Source organism: Fibrella aestuarina BUZ 2, assembly GCF_000331105.1.
GTDB lineage: Bacteria > Bacteroidota > Bacteroidia > Cytophagales > Spirosomataceae > Fibrella > Fibrella aestuarina.
Genome location: NC_020054.1, coordinates 6,431,538 through 6,453,038 on the forward strand (window position 1 = coordinate 6,431,538; position 21,501 = coordinate 6,453,038).

The 21,501-nt window shown below is 55.7% G+C and carries 18 protein-coding genes and 1 tRNA gene; 12 read left to right on the forward strand and 7 right to left on the reverse strand.

Annotated elements, in window-relative coordinates; genetic code table 11:
- Window positions 1-80 precede the first annotated feature (80 nt).
- From FAES_RS26665 to FAES_RS26700, 8 genes are all read left to right on the forward strand, one after another.
- Complete coding sequence (locus FAES_RS26665) at window positions 81-806, forward strand: ferritin-like domain-containing protein (RefSeq protein WP_015334317.1); 726 nt, start codon at window positions 81-83, stop codon at window positions 804-806.
- A 13-nt stretch (window positions 807-819) separates the two neighbouring features.
- Window positions 820-1,569: a ferritin-like domain-containing protein gene (locus FAES_RS26670; RefSeq protein WP_015334318.1), complete on the forward strand. Its 750-nt coding sequence runs from the start codon at window positions 820-822 to the stop codon at window positions 1,567-1,569.
- Window positions 1,570-1,835: 266 nt separating this feature from the next.
- Entirely contained in the window at window positions 1,836-2,399 is a 564-nt protein-coding gene (locus FAES_RS26675) for an RNA polymerase sigma factor (protein ID WP_041258430.1), read from the forward strand.
- A gap of 131 nt (window positions 2,400-2,530) precedes the next feature.
- Window positions 2,531-2,947 carry a phage holin family protein gene (locus tag FAES_RS26680; RefSeq protein ID WP_015334320.1) on the forward strand — a complete coding sequence of 139 codons (417 nt, stop codon included), beginning with the start codon at window positions 2,531-2,533 and terminating at the stop codon, window positions 2,945-2,947.
- A 118-nt stretch (window positions 2,948-3,065) separates the two neighbouring features.
- Complete coding sequence (locus FAES_RS26685) at window positions 3,066-3,605, forward strand: hypothetical protein (RefSeq protein WP_015334322.1); 540 nt, start codon at window positions 3,066-3,068, stop codon at window positions 3,603-3,605.
- Entirely contained in the window at window positions 3,517-4,335 is an 819-nt protein-coding gene (locus FAES_RS26690) for a phosphoglycerol geranylgeranyltransferase (RefSeq protein ID WP_015334323.1), read from the forward strand. Before FAES_RS26685 ends, FAES_RS26690 begins: the two co-directional genes overlap by 89 nt.
- A 7-nt stretch (window positions 4,336-4,342) precedes the next feature.
- Entirely contained in the window at window positions 4,343-4,798 is a 456-nt protein-coding gene (locus tag FAES_RS26695) for an energy transducer TonB (RefSeq protein WP_051054331.1), read from the forward strand.
- Between the two features lie 75 nt (window positions 4,799-4,873).
- Window positions 4,874-6,142: an aspartate kinase gene (locus tag FAES_RS26700; protein ID WP_015334325.1), complete on the forward strand. Its 1,269-nt coding sequence runs from the start codon at window positions 4,874-4,876 to the stop codon at window positions 6,140-6,142.
- A 97-nt stretch (window positions 6,143-6,239) separates the two neighbouring features.
- Here FAES_RS26700 and FAES_RS26705 read toward each other — a convergent pair whose 3' ends face one another.
- The gene (locus tag FAES_RS26705; protein ID WP_041259544.1) at window positions 6,240-7,277 is read right to left on the reverse strand and encodes a PorP/SprF family type IX secretion system membrane protein; all 1,038 of its coding nucleotides are present in this window, start codon (window positions 7,275-7,277) and stop codon (window positions 6,240-6,242) included.
- Between the two features lie 255 nt (window positions 7,278-7,532).
- On the opposite strand from FAES_RS26705, the gene FAES_RS29360 reads away from it, so the two are divergent.
- Together FAES_RS29360 and ruvB are read left to right on the forward strand one after the other, a co-directional pair.
- Complete coding sequence (locus FAES_RS29360) at window positions 7,533-11,990, forward strand: T9SS type B sorting domain-containing protein (RefSeq protein WP_015334327.1); 4,458 nt, start codon at window positions 7,533-7,535, stop codon at window positions 11,988-11,990.
- A 173-nt stretch (window positions 11,991-12,163) separates the two neighbouring features.
- Window positions 12,164-13,192, forward strand: a complete 1,029-nt coding sequence (gene ruvB / locus FAES_RS26715) for a Holliday junction branch migration DNA helicase RuvB (RefSeq protein ID WP_015334328.1) — start codon at window positions 12,164-12,166, stop codon at window positions 13,190-13,192.
- Window positions 13,193-13,314: 122 nt separating this feature from the next.
- Here ruvB and FAES_RS26720 read toward each other — a convergent pair whose 3' ends face one another.
- Entirely contained in the window at window positions 13,315-13,611 is a 297-nt protein-coding gene (locus FAES_RS26720; protein ID WP_015334329.1) for an ArsR/SmtB family transcription factor, read from the reverse strand.
- A 334-nt stretch (window positions 13,612-13,945) separates the two neighbouring features.
- Between FAES_RS26720 and FAES_RS26725 the strand changes: the two genes are divergently transcribed.
- Window positions 13,946-15,187, forward strand: a complete 1,242-nt coding sequence (locus FAES_RS26725) for an MFS transporter (RefSeq protein ID WP_041258431.1) — start codon at window positions 13,946-13,948, stop codon at window positions 15,185-15,187.
- A gap of 6 nt (window positions 15,188-15,193) precedes the next feature.
- Here the strand turns inward: FAES_RS26725 and bla are convergent, their stop codons facing one another.
- From bla to FAES_RS26745, 4 genes are all read right to left on the reverse strand, one after another.
- Window positions 15,194-16,129, reverse strand: coding sequence for a class A beta-lactamase (bla, locus tag FAES_RS26730; RefSeq protein ID WP_015334331.1), 936 nt, complete (start codon window positions 16,127-16,129; stop codon window positions 15,194-15,196).
- 13 nt (window positions 16,130-16,142) lie between these two features.
- Window positions 16,143-17,072 (reverse strand): DMT family transporter, encoded by a 930-nt coding sequence (locus FAES_RS26735; RefSeq protein ID WP_015334332.1) that lies wholly within the window; start codon window positions 17,070-17,072, stop codon window positions 16,143-16,145.
- Between the two features lie 103 nt (window positions 17,073-17,175).
- Window positions 17,176-18,483, reverse strand: a complete 1,308-nt coding sequence (gene der, locus FAES_RS26740; RefSeq protein WP_015334333.1) for a ribosome biogenesis GTPase Der — start codon at window positions 18,481-18,483, stop codon at window positions 17,176-17,178.
- Window positions 18,484-18,596: 113 nt separating this feature from the next.
- Window positions 18,597-19,661 carry a GTPase Era gene (locus tag FAES_RS26745; RefSeq protein WP_015334334.1) on the reverse strand — a complete coding sequence of 355 codons (1,065 nt, stop codon included), beginning with the start codon at window positions 19,659-19,661 and terminating at the stop codon, window positions 18,597-18,599.
- Between the two features lie 118 nt (window positions 19,662-19,779).
- On the opposite strand from FAES_RS26745, the gene FAES_RS26750 reads away from it, so the two are divergent.
- Window positions 19,780-19,852 (forward strand) — tRNA-Met (locus FAES_RS26750).
- 475 nt (window positions 19,853-20,327) lie between these two features.
- Here FAES_RS26750 and FAES_RS26755 read toward each other — a convergent pair.
- On the reverse strand, window positions 20,328-21,137 hold the full coding sequence (locus tag FAES_RS26755) for a hypothetical protein (protein ID WP_015334335.1): 810 nt from the start codon (window positions 21,135-21,137) through the stop codon (window positions 20,328-20,330).
- Window positions 21,138-21,501 lie beyond the last annotated feature (364 nt).

A 21,501-nucleotide genomic window follows, 5' to 3' on the forward strand; every position in this document is an offset into this window, starting at 1 on the left:
GCTACAAATCCAGAGGGGCTTCATATTCCGTAAGCATAGTGGGTCTGCAGGTGGCAGATCATAGTAACGTTTGAAAAACTATGCTTACATCCAAGAATGATCAGCAGGAGTCAAGCCCTGTTGTCTCGCCCGAACACCCGTCCCTGATTGTTGGTCGGCGGTTGTTTCTCCGCTACGCCGGTTTCACAGCCGCTTCGGCCAGCCTACTCGTAACGGCTTGTAGCAAAAACGATAACGTTGGCACCAACCCTACCCCACAGGCTGTCGACCTCGGCGCCGGTGATGTCGGTATCCTGAACTACGCCTACGCTCTTGAGCAGTTGGAAGCCGCCTTCTACACGCAGGTTGTGGCTACGCCCTACAGCGGCATGAGCGCCGACGAAATGACTATCCTGACGGAAATTCGGGATCACGAGCAAATCCACCGCGACTTCTTCAAAACGGCAATCGGTAGCGCCGCCATACCGGCCCTGACGCCCAACTTTGGCGCCATCAACTTCAACGACCGCAACAGCGTGCTAACTGCCGCCCGCACCTTTGAAGACCTGGGGGTATCAGCGTATAACGGAGCCGGTAAGCTGATCAAAGACGTAAAATACCTGCTGCTCGCCGGTAAAATCGTGTCGGTGGAAGCCCGCCACGCTGCTATTATCCGCGACCTGCTCAATTCACGCACCGCAGCCTTCGCTGGTGACGATGTCGTTACGGCCTCGAATGGCTTGGACGCCGCTCGCCTGCCATCGGCCGTGTTGCCGCTGGCCCAGCCGTTCATTCAAAATAAAGTAACCGCCACTCAGCTGGCTTAATATACTCAGCACTATGAACCTGTTCCAGCTTTTCGAAGATATCGAGAAAATAGACGGCGATATGCCCGAACGCGTGTCGTACTACAGCCGCCGTAACTGGCTAAAAATGAGCCGTAAGGTATCGACAGCCGTAGCCGCCCCAACCGTGTTGGCGGCCAGCCTGAACCAGGCCTACGCACAGGCGTCGCAAACGGCCGTTGTCGATGTACTGAACTTTGCCCTTACGCTCGAGTACCTCGAAGACGAATACTACCGTACGGCGTTGAATACCTCCGGCCTGATCGCCTCCGATGACCAGATCATCCGCCAGATCAGCAAGCACGAAGCCGCTCACGTAGCCCTTTTGAAAGGAGCGCTGGGCAGCGCTGCCATTGCGAAACCTACGTTCAAATTTGGCACCGTCTTCAGCAGTCAGCAAACATTCCTGGCCGTAGCCCAGGCCCTGGAAGACACGGGTGTGCGAGCCTACAAAGGTCAGGCGGGTAATCTGCTTGGCACCGACGCCCTGACGACGGCTTTGCAGATTCACTCCGTTGAAGCGCGCCACGCCGCCATGATTCGCCGGGTACGTGCCCAGAAAGGATGGATCTCTGATCCGGCTGAGCAGCCGGCCGCCGTGTATGCGGGTGAAGACAACACCACGCAGGCGGATGTAGCCCTGCCTGGTGCTACCGGCAAGGATGCCGCCCGCGTTCGGGAGGCGTTCGATGAGCCCCTCACCAAAGAACAGGTGTTGGCTATCGCAGCCCCTTACCTGGCTTAGGTAACAATAAATTTCCAAGTTTCTGCCTACTTGTATAACTAGGTGTTAACTTGTTCATGCAAACCCGCAAGGTCCTGTCAATATTGTCAGGACCTTGCGGGTTTTGTCCCAACCCATTCGTTACCCTTTAAATTTTAAACTATAATGCCAATGCGCTGTTGACTACTAGCAGCACATATACGCTGCTCATATTATTACATACTATGGGTCAGGTATACGTTGCTACTATTCAGCCGCTATATTTGGAGAGACAACCCCTACCTGCATTGTCTAAGCGTTCGCCTCTTGCTACAGAATCGGTTCTCGTCGAAAAGCTACTTCAGCGCGACGAGCAGGCTTTTCAGTGGCTATACAAACACTATTCGGCAGCTCTTTACGGTGTCTTACTGAAGATTGTCCGGGAAGAAGAGCAGGCCCAGGACCTGCTCCAGGAAGTATTCATAAAAATCTGGAACAATACCGCTACCTACGATACGCAGAAAGGAAGACTTTTCACCTGGATGCTCAACATTGCCCGCAACACCGGCATCGATGCCGTTCGGTCGGGCAAAGCCATGAGTCGGCCCAGTAGCGCGCAGACGTTGTCCACCGATGACGCCGGTACCTTCGCCGTCGATCGCGAATATGCGGTTGCCCCGGAAAACCCCGACCATATCGGGCTGCGCGAAGTCATCCAGAAGCTCCGCCCCGATCGGAAGCAACTCATCGATTTGGTCTATTTCGGCGGTTATACTCATGAGGAAGCCGCCGACGAGCTTGGCTTGCCGCTCGGCACGGTCAAAACCCGCATTCGCTCCGCGTTGCAGGAACTCAAACAGTTGTTTCGATAAGGCCCTTCGGCCTGTCTGTTTAGGTAACCATTTCGGCGCCCTTAGAATAGACAATCGACAAAAGCTTAAAACAAAGCTGCCACTTGTTAGTAGTATCTACTGGTAATCCACAGTAAACTATTGAACGAGTCATGTTAGAACGTCTGGAGGAAATTCGCGAAAATATATTCCGCTACCTCGAAGCGCGTATTGAACTCTTTACCCTCGAAACGCGGGGTAAAGTTGAAGAAGGAGCCGTAGTGGCCACTCACGGAATTATTCTGGGCTTCCTGGCGACAATCACGACCATCTTCCTGTTCAGCCTGCTGGCAGCGTACCTCAACGAGGTGACCAATAGCCGGTACCTTGGCTTCCTCATCGTGGCAGGTTTCTTCCTGATACTGACCATCATTTGGGCGGTGTCGAAGCAATCGATGACCAGCCTAATCCGAAAAATTGCCTACAAAGCCCTCAAGGAAAGCCAGGAGAAGAAGGCCGACGACCGTTCACAGGCCGTGCAGGATCTGATGAACCAAACCACGGCGTCGATGAAGCAGATTGGCCAATAAGCAAACGGGTAGTTTGTCTTTTCCGCCAAGCGCCAACAAAGCGTTCGGGGCTATGCCCTGTAGCGCGATAACGCATCAACAACACAACTTTTTCTTTCTATTTTAGACACGTAATATCATGGATGATCCTAAAGTACCGTTTTCTGATACGACAGCCCGCCGAGCCCAACTGATGCAGGCGACCGAACGCTTCAAATCATCGATCCAGGATAACGTCGATTCGCTGAAGTCTGACGCCTCAGAAATCGGGAAAACGACCGCCTTGGTGGCTGGTGTTGCTTTCGGTGTATTTTTGCTTGCCAATCTGATTCTGCCGAAGTCTGACGAATACCGCCGGGCTGAGAAATACGGAGAATGGGATGACGACGACGAGTACACTGAGTATGACGACGAGGATGATGACGACGAGCCTGTGGCCCGGAGACAGCCCAAGTCGGTTCAGAAACAAGCCAAAGAAACGCAACGGTCAGCGGCAGCGAGCGGGCTCATTGGCGGATTGTTAACGTCAGTATTGACAAACATCGCCAAAGAACAGCTCTCAGGCCTGCTGACGCGCATTCGGACAAATAATGCAATCAACCCCACAGCGCAACACGCTGACACCCAATACCACGAAAAGGCTTCCACACAGCCTGCTGACTACGCTAATCAGTCGTAGGGAGCAAGGTCGTAAATCCTTTGCCGTATTGCTCGACCCGGATAAGGTTGAGCAATACGATTTTGACCAAACCGTCAGCCGGGCTGCTCAGCATCAGGCTGACTTTTTTTTGGTAGGTGGTAGTCTGATCACTGATTATGTTCAGCGCGACATGATCGCTACGATCCGCCGCCTGACCCAGATCCCCGTCATTCTGTTCCCCGGCAATTCACTGCACATCGAGCCCTCTGCCGACTCCTTGCTGTTGCTGTCGCTCATTTCGGGGCGCAATCCTGAATTGCTCATCGGCCAGCATGTGATTGCTGCGCCCCTGCTCAAGCGCAGCGGGCTCGACATCATCCCGACGGCCTACATGCTCGTTGATGGGGGCGTACCTACCACGGTATCGTACATCAGCAATACGACTCCCCTCCCCCACGACAAGCCGGGTGTGGCGGCCTGCACCGCTATGGCTGGCGAACTGCTGGGACTACGGCTAACGTACCTGGATGCGGGCAGCGGTGCCCGGCGCCCGGTGCCACCGGCCCTGATTGCCGCCGTTCGGGCCGCCGTTGACTCCCCGATTGTGGTGGGTGGCGGTATCAACTCCGGCGAACGAGCCTACGAAGCGCTCAACGCCGGTGCCGACCTGATCGTGGTGGGAAATGGCATCGAACAAAACCCCGATCTATTGCCTGAACTGGCCAATGTGGTGGCCTCGTTTAATTCGTTATCCTCCGTTAACCAATAAGATACGTATGCGTACCTGGCTTGTTCGTTTGCTCCAAACGAGCCTTTTTGCCATCACCTTACAGATGGCGCTGACTACAGCTGGCCACGCCCAGCCCAAACCCCGCCGAACGTACCCAGGCCGCTTTTATACGTCGGTTGAGAAACTGGCCCAGTTTCCGGGTGGGCGCGAGGCGATGCTCCGTTTTCTGGCCGATAACATCGAGTACCCCAACGTGCTCGACCGGATTCAATACAAGCCGGGGCCGGTTACGGTCCGGTTCATTGTGGCACCGGATGGCGCCCTGTATGACATTACAGTCGACTCCAAACCGGTGACCAATCCTGAGGCGGAGAAAGGCATGGATACCTATCGCATCAGCATTATACGGGCTATCGAAAAAATGCCCCGCTGGCAACCGGCTCAGCTAGATGGCGGCCCGGTCGCTATGCTCTACACCTTGCCGCTACAGGTCGACAACTAAACCGACGAGTGAACGAACGAAACTACCCATGAAGGCAGCGAGTGCCCTGAGCTGTTCGTTCATTCGTTTACCCATATGCACGTATTCAAATTCGGTGGCGCTTCGGTGCGCGACGCGGCTGGTATTCGTAATGTAGGCCGCATCATCAGTCAAACCATTGCCGACGGAGCCGAGTTGCTGGTTGTCGTTTCGGCAATGGGCAAAACCACCAACGCGCTCGAAGAGGTTGTTGTCAGCCATATGGCGGGTCGCGCCGATGAAGCACAGCTTCGGTGGCAGAACGTGGTGATTGCGCATGAGTTGATCGTGGCCGAATTTGAACTGTCCGAAGCGCTGCTGGCACCGGTCAGGGAGACATTTGCGACGGTAGCCACGCAACTGACCACACCCGCGATGCAAGGCTACGACGAAGTCTACGACCAGATCGTGTCGATGGGCGAGATCATCTCAACGCAACTGCTGGCGGCCTACCTGACCCACCTCGGCTTACCCGTGCAGTGGACCGATGCCCGACAGCTGATTCGTACAGACGACACATTCCGTGAAGGTCGCGTTGACTGGACTACGACCGAGACACAGATTCAGTCGCTGATGGCCACCAAACCCGGACTGGTGCTAACACAAGGCTTTATTGGCGGTACCCCAACCGGCGGAACGACGACCCTCGGCCGCGAAGGTTCCGACTACTCGGCGGCGATCTTCGCCTACTGCACGCAGGCGCAGGACGTGACCATCTGGAAGGACGTACCTGGCGTGCTGAACGCCGATCCGCGCTATTTTGACGAGACGGTGCTGCTGCCCTCGCTGACGTACCAGGACGCCACGGAACTAGCCTATTATGGCGCGACGGTCATTCACCCGAAAACCATTAAACCGCTTCAGAATAAGGGCATACCGCTTTATGTGCGGTCGTTTGTGCAGCCTGACCAGCCGGGAACGATGGTGGGCGGCCCACCCGTGCCGAATCCAACGCCTTCGTTTATCTTCAAGGTAAATCAGCTGTTGATCTCGCTGCACCCAACCGATTTTTCCTTTATCGCGGAAGACAACCTGAGCCTGATTTTTGGCTTGTTTGCCGAAGCGGGCGTGAAGATCAACCTGATGCAGAACACGGCGCTCAACTTTTCCGTCGTGGTCGATTCGCGCCCTGAGCGCATCCCCGATCTGCTCGAACGGCTCCGCGAACACTTCCGCGTTACCTACAACGAAGCCCTCGAACTCATCACGATCCGGCATTACGACCAAAGCACCATCGACCGGGTACTCGTGGGAAAGACCATGTTGCTGGAACAAAAAAGCCGCATCACCGTGCAGTTGGTGGTGCGGGATGAAGGGGGGAATTAGGTTCGAGTTTGAGGTTAGTGTTTCGAGTTTGGTGTTTCCCGTTGACTGATGCCGGGAGCAAACTTGCGTTAGCTAACTCGAAACTGTAAACTCGAAACTAAAACTTGGGGCATGACAACATGCCTTTCTTCGGCTTGTAGCGGTCCCGGTTGCTTTCGGGGCGGTCGAAGATGTAGGAAAGTGAAATCTCGTGTGAGCCCCCGCTGGCGAAACCCAGCGTAGAGATAGTAGCATCGTAGCTATAACCAATCGAGAATTTATCGGCCCGGTAGCCAATCAGCCCCGCAAATGCGTCGTGGTTATTGATCCGCTGATCGTACTTTTTGAAGGGAATTCCCCGGTAATACACGCCCACCGTAATAGGCGAGTAAGTCAGGTACGTACCGATATCGAGCTGGTCGTATTTACCCTGAAACTTATAATTGACGACCGGTGAAATGCTGATTTCGCGGTCCATCTCATCACCATAGCCCGTTATGCCCTGCAACGGAATGCGCAGGCCAGCCTGTAGGCTTCCCTTAATGGGCAGTCGGCTTCCGCTGGTGGCCGAGAAGAAACTCTGGTCGGGCCGGTTGATGTGGTGCGCCGACAGCCCCACCCAGAACCAGTCGGAGTAAAAAAGGCCGCCCGTCGAGAAATCGAGATACTTATTGACTGGCGCGCCCGCCAGCACGACTGGATCGGAGGTTTTATCGCGAATGATGCCGCTGGTCGAAAACTGATCGCCAAACGTCAGCCCGAAGTAGTTGACATTCCGGTTGACGTAGCTGCCCTGCACCCCGAGCCGGACAAACGATGCCTCGCCCACCTGAAACTGGTATGCATATTGCGCAGCAAACTCTGTTGACTGCACGGCACCCTGTCCCTGGTTGTCGCTGATGAACATCACGCCGATACCACTATTCAATTTCGGGATGAAATGGTCAACGCCGACGACCGTAGTGACGTAATTGGTAATGGCAGGCCACTGGTTACGATAATTGATGGTGGCTCGTGGTGCCAGCGCCGAGCCTGCAAAAGCCGGATTGAGGTACTGCGGAGCCGCATAGAACTGCGTAAACTGAGGGTCCTGTGCCCAGGCCGACAGGTTGCCGAGCAACATCAGCACGCCAAGAAACGTATATCGTAATGCCATATGGATAAAACTGCGCAAAATTAACGCCAAACAGAACGTGAACGGGCTTTTCATACCGAGTATTGACGGTCGTTAGGTCCGGCCACAAATCGAGCAACTGGTTCCAACGTTTATACGTGTAATACTCGTCTTATTGAGTGAAACGTTGAGGGTTAGCCCGGTAAAATTTTACGCTTCCCGATTCGTTTAACATAACGTAACGAGTCTGTTGTCTGTTATGTACGCGCCAGACTTTCGTTTGTTCTCAACATACCTATGAACCGCTGGGTTACCTTTACCATATACGCGACACTTTGGGCGATAGTCGGGCTGCTGCTCCTTCCTTCCAGCGGGTGGGCGCAAACCGGGCCTGTGTCGAGCACGCCCACGGCTGCTTCGCTGATTCGGCAAACCGAACAGGAAAATCAGATCAAGATTATCGGCAAACTGTGTACGCCTACCAACCCGGGGGGCGGGCCAGTCAGCACTACCGGCAGTTCGGGTTCCGCGACCTCGGCTAACGCCAACTGCGGCAGTGATCCCGTTAATTTCTACGACGTCGACCCGGCGTCCTTCAAAGACCGAACCGTTTGGGTGATCGACGGTGGCGCTCCGCAAACCGGCGGCGTAGCCAGCACGTCCTTCACGACACCGGGGGTCAAATCCATAACGCTGACCCGTTTCTACTCATCGACCGTAACCGGCGGCGTCTCCACCACTGTCAGTGTACCCAAGACATTCACCGTCAACGTAGGTACACCCCCGAGGCAATTTCAGAACTGGCGCAACGACACCACCATTTGTAAAGGTACCGAACTGAAGATTGACCCATATCCGAGTGGGGCGCCTGATGGCGTAACGTACCTGTGGTACCCAAAAGGCGAGGTTACGCAGTCAATCAGCACCACCGCCTCGGGCTGCTATTCGGTAGAGGTCACCAATGCAGAAGGCTGTTCGGTGCAGGATAAAATCCAGGTCAGTCTGTGTCCGGAGCAGAACGCCTCGGCGGGTTCGAAATGGTATTTTGGCAACAACGCCGGCCTTGACTTTGCCGGGGGCGAGCCCAAACCCATCGACGACGGTAAGCTGAGTACCATCGAAGGGTCGGCCTCCATCACCGACACAAAGGGAAACGTACTGTTCTACACGGATGGCATTACGATCTTCGACAAGGATGGCAAGCCCATGCAGCTGTTCGACCCCATCAGCGGCACGCTCACCACGGCGGCGTCGCTCAGCGGCAACCAGCGCTCTACGCAGTCGGCCATTATCGTGCCCAAGCCGGTTTGCCGGGGTTGCGATTACGAATACTACGTCTACACCACTGCCGAAATCAACGGCACCCGGCAGGTTACGTACAGCATCGTCGATATGCGCCGCAACAGCGGGGCCGGTGCCATCACCCAGCAGAATTTGCCGGTCGTTTCCAACACAACGTCGGCCAGCAGTACCGAACGGTCGGCCTCGGTGCGCCGCGACCGTGACACAACCTATTGGGTGATGACGCACGATTACGGGACCAACTGTTTCCGGGTTGACCACCTGACGGCGCAGCTTAAGACCGAACAGAAACAGTATTGCCTCGGCACGGCACACGATTCGCCCGCCCGTGGCGAAGGACAGATGAAATTTGGCCCGGCTCCCCAACCCGCCAGCACGACCGCCACCAGCGGCACAGGTACGTCGGGAACGGTGGTTTCGGGAACCGCTACACAGGGGAACAGCAACACGGCCGTCAGGCCCGTGGCGGTGGTCATACCCGGCGACCCGAATAGTACGGACCCTGACCGACAGAAAAGCTACGTCGAGATATTCAACTTCAACACGGAAACGGGCGAACTCAAGGGACCCGATAAACGAATTGATATGGGCCCCGCACCGCCCACGTCTTATGGGGTCGAGTTTTCGCCCGACGGCAGTAAAGTATACGTCACCCAAATAGGCTCCGTCTCCAGTGTGAGCGGGGTACAAACGCAGACGGGACCCTCGCGCATCATACAATACGACATTACCGACGCCGACCCAGCCAGTACCAGTGCGGTGGTGGCCGAAAGCACGCAACAGCAGTTTGGGTCCTTGCAGATCGGCCCCGATGGCAAAATCTACGTAGCTGTACAGGGGGCTTCGTCGCTGGGGGTGATCGACAACGCGGATGGCAGTGGTGGCACCACGACCAACCCGTTTGCCAAGCCGCCTACGTTCACGCTGACGGGGCAGGATTTGGGCGGAAAAGTCAGCCAGTTGGGGCTGCCCAACCAGGTGGCCAACTTCAGCCAGCCTTCGAGCAACCCCGGTGTGTCGGCCAGCAATGTCTGTCAGGGGAATCCGGTTGAGCTACAGATTACGCCTTATTGCCCCAAACTGAAAGAAACGTACAACCTGCGGGTACGAAACAGCGCGGGCGCCATTGTGGCTCAAACCCTGTCGTTTACGACGACTTCGCAGAGCTACAGCATTTCGACGCCAGGTACGTACTCAGCGACGCTGGAGGTGCGCGTGATTACATCGACCGGCACTACCTGTACGACCGCCACAGCCGAGACATCGTTTACCGTCATTGAACAGCCCCCGGCCTTCGACCTTGGGCCCGATATCAACAAGTGCGATTCGAACCCCGTTTCGCTAACGATCCCCGCCGTAGCCGAGCAGTATGCCTGGGTATTGGGCAGGCAGATTGTGAGCACGTCGAGGGTACTCAGCACGACTGTCTCCGGTCGGTACACAGCTTATATCGGAAACGGTGGCGAGTGCGTGGAGCAGGATCAGATCACGATTAATTTCTACAGGCCCGGTAACATTGACCTGGGGCCACCCGTCCCGCTCTGTGAGAAAAGTACGCGCGAACTGACCCTAACGTCCCCCGGATTCACCTCCTTCAGTTGGACATCGGGGGTATTGAGTACGACCCTGACCGACCGGACCATTACCATTGATAAACCAGGTACGTATTCGCTGGTGGCCTCGTATGACCGAACAACGCCGACCGGGCCACTGACCTGTTACGCCCGGGATCAGATCGACGTGGTGTCGGCCAAACTGCCCACCATTACGTCATCGCTCCGGCAACCGGCTAGCTGTACTGCCGCCGATGGGGTCATTACCATTACCCCGGCCCCCACGTCGGTCGTATCGGGTACGCCCACGGCCAGCACATCGTTTACCTATTCCTGGACGACCGTCAGCGGATCACCCATTTCCACCACAAGCAATTCGGCTTCCGCGCTGACAGAAGGTACCTATCAGGTCAGCGTCACCGATGCCAATGCCTGTTCAGTCGTGACGCCGTTCACGTTGCAATCGACGTCGCAACGATTACAGCTGGCCCTGACGCCTTCGCTGCAACAGTGCGGCGAGCCCACGAGTGGCAGTGTCGCGCTGGGCGTTACCAACGGCACCGCCGTTGAAGTTCGATGGGTAGGCCCGCCGGGCTCGTCGTTTGTGTCGACAGGTACGTCGCTGACGGGTGCTTCGGCGGGCGTCTACAGCGTGTCGGCAACCAACAGCCTGGGCTGCGTCTCGTCAGCCTCAACCACCATTGGCCTCAGCACGACCTCGACACTCAGCCTATCGAACCGCAGCAACTGCGTGGGCGATACCGTGCAACTGATTCCGTCTCGGTTGGGCAACTTCACGAGTGGGGTCATTTACCGCTGGAACACCGGCGAAACCACCGAACGCATCTCGCCCCGGACGGCCGGTACATACTCGCTGACGGCTACGAACACGCAGAACGGATGTATCGGTACGGCCAGTGCAACGGCGCAGTTTGTGCAGAAACCCAACGTGTCGGCGGGCAATAACCTGTCGCTCTGTTTAGGCTCACCGCAGTCACTTACGTTGCTGCAACTAACGGGCGCCAGTCCCGGCGGGGGTACGTGGGCAGGACCGAGCGTCAGTTCGACCGGTTCGTTCACCGCAAATCCCGCTCAGGTTGGTCAGGTTGTGACCGTGACGTATTCGGTTACCGTTAGCGGCTGCGCCAACTCAGCACCGCGCCAGATCGCTTTAAATCAGGTGCCACAGGTCAATGCCGGCCCCGATGCTGATTTCTGCGAAGGCAGTGGTCAGGCCCTGCGCGCTTCGGGCTCGCCGGGTGCCCTGTTCCGTTGGAGCGATGGTACGCAGGGCTCGTTGATCCGCCCTAACCAGACCGGACGCTATACCGTAACGGCTAGCCTGAACGGCTGTGAAGCCAGCGATGATTTGCAGGTGCTCGTGCGGCCCGCGCCCCGCTTCGACCTAACCCGGCAGGCGGTTATCTGCGTGGGCGATCGCCAGCAGACTCAGTTGCGCGTAGTACCGCAGAGCAACGACCAAACCGTTGTCTGGACCACGACCAATACCACGTCGACGACGCTTACCGTCAGTGCAGCCGGTACGTATTCGGTGGTGGTGACGGGCGCCAATGGCTGCGTGGCGGGTGATGCGGCGGTGGTACTCGATCGTTGCGAACCACGTGTGTTTGCGCCCAATGCGTTCTCGCCCAACGGTGACAATAGCAACGACCGGTTTAGTCCGCTTAATGCCTACACAACGGATCTTGAACTGCGCATTTACAACCGCTGGGGTGAAGTGATTTTCGCCAGTACGCCCGAGACGCCCGATTGGGATGGCACCTACCGGGGCGAACCGGCGCAGTCGATGCTCTACCCCTACACGATTACCTATCGCAGCCAGTACTTCCCAGAACGCCCCGCCGTCGTCAAACGCGGGAGCGTGTTGTTGCTGAGGTGAGTGTGCGTTTAACGGTTGAGGGCTAACGTTTGCGGTTGGCTGGTGCATAGAGAACGCGCCAGCCAACCGCAAACGTTAGCCCTCAACCGTTAAACGGCTTTCTTTGAACCTTGACCCTTTTTTCGTATCTTTAAGGTAGAACAGACAGGACAACAATTACCTGATAATCAGTTATGCGCAAGGATTTTATGACCGGGTCGGGGGATGCGATGTCGGCTACGGAGAAGGAAATCGAACGGGCATTACGGCCCCTTTCGTTCGAAGACTTTACCGGGCAGGCCAAAGTCCTCGACAACCTGGAGGTCTTCGTCAAAGCGGCGATGCAGCGCGGCGACGCCCTCGACCACGTGCTGCTCCACGGCCCTCCGGGTCTGGGTAAAACAACGCTATCGCACATCATTGCCAATGAGTTGGGGGCCAATATCAAAATGACCTCGGGCCCCGTGCTCGACAAACCCAGCGATTTGGCGGGCCTGCTGACCAACCTTCAGCAAAACGACGTGCTGTTCATCGACGAGATTCACCGGCTCAACCCAATCGTGGAAGAGTACCTGTATTCGGCGATGGAAGATTACAAGATCGATATCATGCTCGACTCGGGCCCGAATGCCCGCACCGTGCAGATTAAGCTCAATCCGTTTACGCTCATCGGGGCCACCACCCGCGCCGGGATGCTCACCTCCCCCCTGCGCGCCCGCTTCGGGATCAACTGCCGCCTTGAGTATTACGACGCCAAACTGCTCACGACCATCGTGCAGCGGTCGTCGGCTATTCTGGGGACGGCTATCGATGAGGACGGCGCCTTTGAGATTGCCCGCCGCAGCCGCGGAACGCCGCGTATCGCTAACAACCTGCTGCGCCGCACGCGCGACTTCGCGCAGGTGAAGGGTAACGGTTACATCAACGTCGCGATCGCCGAGATCGCGCTGAACGCGCTCGACGTCGATCAGCACGGGTTGGATGAAATGGACAACCGTATTCTGTCGACCATCATCGAGAAATTCAAAGGGGGCCCCGTCGGGCTGTCGACCATTGCCACGGCCTGCGGCGAGGAGTCGGAAACGATCGAAGAAGTGTACGAACCGTTCCTGATTCAGGAGGGCTTTCTGAAACGTACCTCGCGGGGCCGCGAAGCCACCGAGAAAGCCTATTTCCACCTCGGCGTGGTACCAGGCATGCGCAACGGGGAGTTGTTCAACTAAGTACCAGCTAAATGCACGAAGTCCAGTGATCAAGGTTATTGGGTGTCTTTACCGACACGTCACCAACCTCGAACGCTGGACTTTGCTGTAGTTTATAGCTATGCCAAGTGCGCCACCGCGTGTTAGGCGGCGGTCAGCATCTTGCTCCGATAGATGCACTCAATGATGTCAGATACCGAACTATCGACAAGAAAATAATAGATATTCTTGCCACTCCGCCGGATTTCCAGAATCCCCTTATCGCGCATATTGATCAGGTGATGCGAAATCAGTGATTGCTCGGCATTCAGGTTTTTATAGATCGTTGATACATTCAGTTCTTTGTTTTCGTGAAGCATCTGAATGATTTTGATCCGCAAAGGATGTGCTACTGCTTTGAGCACATAGGCTGTCTTTTCAATGCGCTTATCGTCTTCCATAATTTTACGGGTTTATCCAGGTTGTGTGGGTTGACCAGGTTTTCTTTAAAATGTTGTCCGTTTAACCTCAATCCACCTACTGCTAACTAGCCAGACTTACAATCGATTCTTGGTGAAATGACTAATTGGGCAACCACAACAACGTACCCGATGTAAGTGGTCTCTGTACACAGACTTAGGTTATTCTAAATGGTCACACCCTGTTGTTTACAGAATTGTGAAAATTAATGAACGGTCCTATCCCGTCGACCTATTGGCATAGATTATGTGGCAGCGCCAAGAATGTCCCGGCAAACGCTTATGTTACATCGCCTTAGGTCATCTCGCCTGTTTCATGAGCTTTCGTTCCCGCGTTCTGTCGCTGCTGGTGCTGCTGTCTACGATAACGTACATTGACCGCACCTGTATTTCGCTGGTTGCCGCCGATATCAAAAAAGAGTTACACATTGCCAACGACGCCTGGGGCTGGGTGTTGAGTGCCTTTGCGCTTTCCTACGCCCTGTTTGAACTACCTACCGGCGCCCTGGGCGACCGCCTCGGCCCGCGCCGGGTGCTGGTGCGCGTGGTCGGGTGGTGGTCGGCGTTTACGGCGCTCACCGGCACGGCCACCAGTTGGCTTTATCTGGTCATCGTCCGGTTTTTGTTCGGAGCAGGCGAAGCGGGCGCTTACCCCAACGCCTCCATTGTGGTGTCGCGCTGGTTCCCGAAGCAGGAGACCGGACGGGCGCAGGCGTATATCTGGGCGGCCGGGCGCGTGGGGGGTGTCTTGGCGCCCTGGCTGGTGCTGCCGATTGCCGCTAGTTACGGCTGGCGGGTTTCGTTTTACGCCATGGGTTTGCTGGGCGTAATCTGGCTGGTTGTCTGGTACGCCTGGTTCCGCGATTTTCCGTCCGAAAAAGCGGGGGTACCCGATGAGGAACGTACCTACATCGAAGCCAACCGGCGTTTCAAGCACAACAGCCATCATATCCCTTGGAAAGCCGTGCTGCGCAGCCGGAACATGTGGGCCATTATGCTCATGTTCCACTTCTTCATGTATGGGGCTTATTTCTTCACGGGCTGGCTACCAACGTACCTGAAAGAAGGGCGCCACTTCAACCAGAGTCAGATGCAACTGTTTGCAACCCTGCCGTTTGTGCTGGGTGCCATTGGCTGCTTCGTGGGCGGCTACGCCAGCGATTGGCTTTCGCGCCGATATGGGCTGCGTATGGGCCGCCGAAGTGTGGGCATTGTGGGCATGGGCCTATCAAGCGTTATTATTCTGAGTGCGGCCTTAGCCACTGACAATCAGACGGCAGCCGTGTTGTTGGCCGTGGGCATGGGGTTCAAAGACCTGACGCTGCCCGTCGCTTTCGCCGTTTGCAACGACGTAGGCCGCAGCCGGGCGGGCGTGGTATCGGGGGCCATGAACATGGTGGGGCAGTTGGGCGCGGTCTTTCTGGGCGTAGTATTTGGCTACATCGTTGAAGCCACCGGCGATTTCAACAAACCGCTCTTCCTGATTGCCGCCCTGCTGCTCGGCGGCTGCCTCCTGTGGTTTCGTATCGACCCGCTGGAAGAAGTCGTGTTGGAGTAACCCGTGTTACTGCCAGCGATTCCAGAGTTGCTTCGTGATTTGCGCAATGACCCGTTCGCGGGTTGCCTGATCGGCCCGGGCGTCGCTGACGAACACGGCGATAGCCAGATGCTTTCCGCTGGGCAACGTGATCAGCCCAACGTCATTCGTGGCGGCGGTTTTACCGTCAACGGTCATCGACGTACCCGTTTTATGGGCGACCAACGTACCTGGCGGCAGTTGGCCTTTCAGCCGGTTCGGGCCAGTGGCGGTGTCCGTCATCAGCTTCAGCAGGTACGTTCGGCTGGCATCCGACAGGCCCCGCCCCAACTGCAATTGCCGCAACAGACTCACCATCTCGACGGGCGTGGCCCAATTGGCGTATTGCACCGAGTCAGCGGAACCCAGTTCGCGCTCGGTATTCCTGACCATGACCCCCGTTACGCCAATCGTTCTGAGGTAGCTCTGCACCGACGACGCCCCGCCCACAAGCCGTAGCAAGACGTCGCTCGCCGACCCATCACTTTCCGAAACGGCGTAGCGTAGCAGTTCATCGATACTCACCGTTGCCCCGCTCGGGTGCTGATCGCGCAGCGGACTGTGCTGTTTTGGCCCAACGTAGTCGCCTGTTCCGACCGTAATCGGCTTCTGCCGCCGTATCGTACCGGCATCGATCGCCGCCAGCGTGGCCATAGCAATCGGAAGTTTATAGACACTCTGCATCGGAAAACGTTCCGTTCCCGCGTAGGCAATGCTCTCGCCCGTCTCGACAATAGCCGCTGCCACGCCAACACGCCCCTTTGCTTCGGCTCCCATCTTTTTCATGAACGCCTGCATGTCAGACTGTTTGACGACAAAATTGGTCTCGCGCCGTTTCGGCGGTTGAGCGAGCACGGCGTGACACAGGCAAACGAGCCCGACGATTGAGGCAATCCGATGCATAGCTAAGCGACTTGAGCGCATGGGTTGATTGTGCTTATTTTTTGCCTTTCCAGCCGATCAGAAAGACACCGGCCAGGACGAGAGCCGTACCGACAAACTGCCAGCCGGAAATGTGCTCGCCCAAGATCGACGTGGCCAGCACGATCGTAAAAATAGGGCCGATACTACCGATAATCGACGCATTGCTCGACCCAACCCGCTTGATGCCCTCCGCCATCAGAAACGTTGGGATAACGGTGTTGACGAGAGCCATCAGCAGACCGAGGCCGTAGACCCGTAGCGGGAACTGTGCCAGGTGCAGCCCGTTTTCGATCGCGTTGTGCACAACCGTTGGCACCACGGCGGCAAGCAGCGCATAGCAGGTGTAGCGCTGCGCTCCCAGCCGGGCGATCATGGTGTCGCTACCGACCAGATAGATGGCGTAGATGAGTCCACTCAGCACTACCCAGAAGGCACCCAGCCAAATCATGTGGGTGTTTTCGCCGCTAGTCAGGTGCGGCAGGAAAGCGATCAGGATGCCCGTGTAGGTTAGGGCTAGTGCCAGCCACTGCAAGCCCGCAACCCGCCGTTTGAGCACGGTCGCGTTCATCAGCAACACGAACGTAGGGTAGCAAAACAGCAGAATGCGCTCCAGACTCGCGTCGATGTAGAGCAGGCCCAGAAAATTGGTGTAGCTGGCGAGGTAGTAGCCCGTGATGCCCAGCAGCGCCACGATACCCCATTGTTTGGCGGGTAGCTGAAGGGGCGGCAGCCGCTGCGACAACCACAGCAACGTACCCCCATAAAACGGCATCGAAAAGAGCATTCGCAACGTCAGCAGATCGATGCTGTCGACGCCATAGCCATACCCGACTTTAATCAATACACCTTTCAACGCAAAGCAAAACGCCGCCAGAAATACGCACAGCGCCCCCACCCAATAGCGGGTACGCGGCGGAGCAGAAGCGGTAATGGGCGTTTGCATGGGGGTTAATGAATAATGTACAATGAACAATGTATAATGGCCCAAGTGGCAGACTACTGCGTCAGCCCACTATACATTGTTCATTGTACATTATTCATTCGTTTTACTTCTGCCGGAAGAACAACGTCAGCGGGACGCCATCGAAGCCGAAGTGCTCGCGGAGTTTGTTTTCCAGGTAGCGCTCATACGACTCTTTGATGTATTGCGGCAGGTTACAGAAGAACACGAACGTGGGCGAAGCCGTTGGCAATTGCAGCATGTACTTGATCTTCACGTACTTGCCCTTGATTGCCGGTGGCGGATACGATTCAATCTCGGGCTGCATGAGCTCGTTGATTTTCGAGGTCGGAATCCGCTTTTTCTTGTTCTCGTATACCTCCATCGCTTTTTCCATTACCTGAAAAATGCGCTGCTTTTCGTGTACCGACGCAAAGACGATGGGCAGGTAATCGATGGGTGCCAGCCGCCGTAGGAATTCCTTCCGCCACACATCGGCCGTTTTGTGGTCTTTCTCCACCGCATCCCATTTGTTTACCATAATGACCACACCCTTCTTGGCCTTGATCGCCTGCCCGATGATGGTCATGTCCTGCCCTTCCATCCCGCGGGTAGCATCGAGCAAGATCACGCAGACATCCGATTCCTCCATCGCCTTGATCGTGCGCAGCGTCGAATAGAACTCGATGTTGTCGCTTACGCGCGCCTTGCGACGCAGCCCGGCCGTATCGGTCAGGATGAACTCCTTCCCGAACGCCTTATAGTGGCTGTTGATGGCGTCGCGGGTGGTACCGGCAATGTCGGTCACGATGTTGCGCTCTACGCCCAACAGCGTGTTAACGAACGACGATTTGCCCACGTTGGGGCGGCCCAGAATGGCAATGCGCGGAATACCTTCGTCGGGATTCTCGGCTTCTTTGGTGGGAAAATGCTTCACCACCGCGTCGAGCAGATCGCCCGTGCCTGAGCCGGTCTGCGCCGAAATCGGATACGGCTCGCCCATGCCGAGGCCGTAGAATTCGCTGGCGGCGTGCATCCGATCGCTGGTTTCGGCTTTGTTGGCCACCAGGAACACCGGCTTTTTCGACCGGCGCAGCACATTGGCAAACTCATCGTCGAGGCCCGTTATGCCGGTCATGGTATCGACCACGAACAGCACCACCGTTGCTTCGTCGAGTGCAATCTCAACCTGCTCGCGAATCGCTTCTTCGAAGACGTCTTCCGACCCAACCACGTACCCACCCGTATCGATGACGGTAAAAAAGTGGTCGGTCCATTCGGCCCGTCCGTAATGCCGGTCGCGCGTTACGCCCGACTGGTTATCCATAATGGCCTGCCGCTGCTCGATCAGTCGATTAAACAGCGTTGATTTGCCCACGTTGGGGCGGCCTACAATAGCTACAATGTTTGACATTTTCGTAAAGGAGGAAAGGGAGGAACGGAGAAAGGGGAGAAAAGGGTGTAAAGGGGTTGTGCCTGAGCCTCCCCTTCCTCTTTTCTCCCGTTACTCTGTTTCTCCTTTCTTATTTATTCGTCATAGCCCAGCCGGCGGAGCATTTGTTGCTTCTGGCGCCAATCGGGTTCTACTCTGACGTGTGTTTCTAAAAAGACTTTTTTGGCAAAGAAGCGTTCCAATTCTTCGCGGGCCATGATGCCTGTTTTTTTGATCATGTTACCCTTTTCGCCCAGCAGGATAGCCCGTTGCGTGGGCCGCTCGACCAGAATATCCGCCGAAATCACGATCATATCGTCGCGCTCCTTGAAGCCGTGCACGATGACCTCCGAGCTATAAGGCACTTCCTTTTTGTAATTCAGGAAGATTTTTTCCCGAATGATCTCCGAGGCAAAGAAGCGCTCAGGCTTGTCGGTCAGTTCGTCGTCCGGGAAGTACGGCGGGTGATTGGGCAGGTGCGCCATGATCGAGTCGAATAGCCGGTCGATGTTGACGCCGTTCAGCGCCGACACGGGAATGATCTCGGTGGCTTTGCGCGGCCCGGTGGGTACTTTGGTGCCAGGTACGTCGTCCGGAGCAGGTTCTTCATCGAGTTCGTGCTCGGCGGCCAGTTCGTCGATGTCCGGGTCGACCACGGCTGCATCGTCATCGTCGTCGGCATTGACGATCCCGCCAATCTCGAAGTGTTCTTCCCAGTACCGGATCTTCTCCTCGATCTGCTCGTCGGTGGCCTGATCGATTTTATTGATCAGGAGCAGGATGGGTACGTTGGCGTACTTGAGCCGCCGGATCACGTCGTCTTCGTCGTGTTTTTCGAAGATGTCCGTCACAAACAGAATGACGTCGGCGTCTTCGAGCGACCCGCGCACGAAGTTCATCATCGACTCATGCAGCCGGTACTGCGGCTTGATGATGCCCGGTGTATCGGAGTAAACGAGTTGGAACGGTTGACCGTGGTGGTTGCCGTTCATAATGCCCATAATGCGATGGCGCGTGGTCTGCGCTTTCGACGTAATAATCGAAAGGCGTTCGCCCACCAACTGATTCATCAGGGTGGATTTGCCCACGTTGGGCTTGCCCACGATGCTCACAAAGCCCGCTTTGTGCCCATCGGGTGGTTGTATGTCAGGTGATCCCATGCGAGATGGCTGAGGTGAATTTTCGGCCCGACGACTATCGCCAAACAGAAAACTAAAATATTTTTTACAAAGATAGTTGATTTAGTTGAAAACGTGATTACCTTTGCACTCCCAACATCGCGGGATGGAGCAGTTGGTAGCTCGTTGGGCTCATAACCCAAAGGTCGCTGGTTCGAGTCCAGCTCCCGCTACTAAGTCAAACCCCAATCATTTGTTTATCAAGTGATTGGGGTTTTTTGTTGCTTAAACGGGGAATGCAAAAGCACCTAGACGCATGGCACCTCATGCACATACAACGAGCGGTTTAACGTACCTGAGTCGCTCCCCAACCGTGGACCCATCCTTACAGAAAAGCCAATTAGTGCCGGTTCTCTCAAAATCGAGGGCTAAAGTCAATGTCAATTCTAAAGCATGGGGCTTTTAGGTCAGCCAGCAACGGGGGGCTGGAAACGAAGGGTAGTACCCGGTTCTCGATACACACATGGTTCTCTCAGTCTTTTGCTAATCTGTGAAATACTTGCTCTTCCTATAAAGTAAGTTGGCGCAGTTGAGTATTCTGTCCAGCCTTTCGAGGTGAGACGAATAGAGGCAGCTCATTATAGCTCCAACGAAACGAACCAGCCTTCCGTGAGAGAGGCTGGCTCATTATTATCGCAACGCTGTTGGCTAATTCTTGATGAAGTAAGGCGAGCCGTCGGGGAAGGACGCTTTACTATACCCCTCGATAACTAGCTCTTGAGGCGCATTGCTGGGCGGCTCCAAGCCCCCCGTGCCTGTATCGCCGCCCCCAAAGCAACGGGTACGTCCCCGATCCCAGGGATCTTCCGTTATCTGCACATCGGAGCGAACTAACATGTTGCGGCCCCGAATAATGAATGCATCTCTTAGGAATTGGCGACTCACGTTCTGAACCACCCACCATTGGCCCCGAAAGAAGCGTCCGTCTACCCGATCATTCGTCAGGTTCCAGAAGCCAATGGGGATGATAGCCCCATCACTAGCCGCATTGAAGCGGGGGCTACACTTAACTCGGTACGAGTATGGCGTATTGCCCGATTCAAAGATTGATGCGGGTTGGAAGTTGTTCACACTAAAACCCTGTTGGTCGCCAGCATCACCCTCAAAACAGCCCACATTGAGGTTACCAGGCTGGCCCGCAATATCCGTACGTTGCAAAAAAGCCCGGCCTCGAACGAGAAATTCGTCATTCCCTATAATCTGGGCTACGTACTGCTTATTGTCACCGGGATTGATGAGTGCCTGCAAGCGGCTGTTGGTCACCGTCCAGGTACCCAAAAAACTACCATTATCGTAGATATTACATCCTGGATCACCGGTTTTGGCGCCGCGGTTATTAACACTAGTAGGTTGAGCTGCGCTGTCTTTATCGCGTTCGCAGCTGACAGGGACGGTCAGTAAGCCGCCCAACACCAGATAGGCACCGATGCGAATCAGGCCTGTTTTGTAGAGATTCATATACGTGTATTGAGTGTTTGATTACTCCATAAAGGTCTATTTGATCTACAATTAATACAATCAGTGAAACCACTGCTTTTTAACTGAACAGGCTAAGGGAATCCCCTTATTCGCCCTTAATCGTGCCGGATGAGTTGACCTCATTCGCTGGCCGAACAAAGCGTCAACTTCCGTAGGCCATTCTCTTTATGGCTTTCGACTGTCTCGACACGGATGCGTCGAGGCTAAACAATATCCCGATTGGTGTAGCCTGAAGCTACCAAGCTCACTATCGCACACTCTTGGCAAGTCAACAAACTATCGAATTGGATGGGCGTTGATAGGGGGATTTCCCTATGCCGATCAGCCAGGTCAGACGAACTAA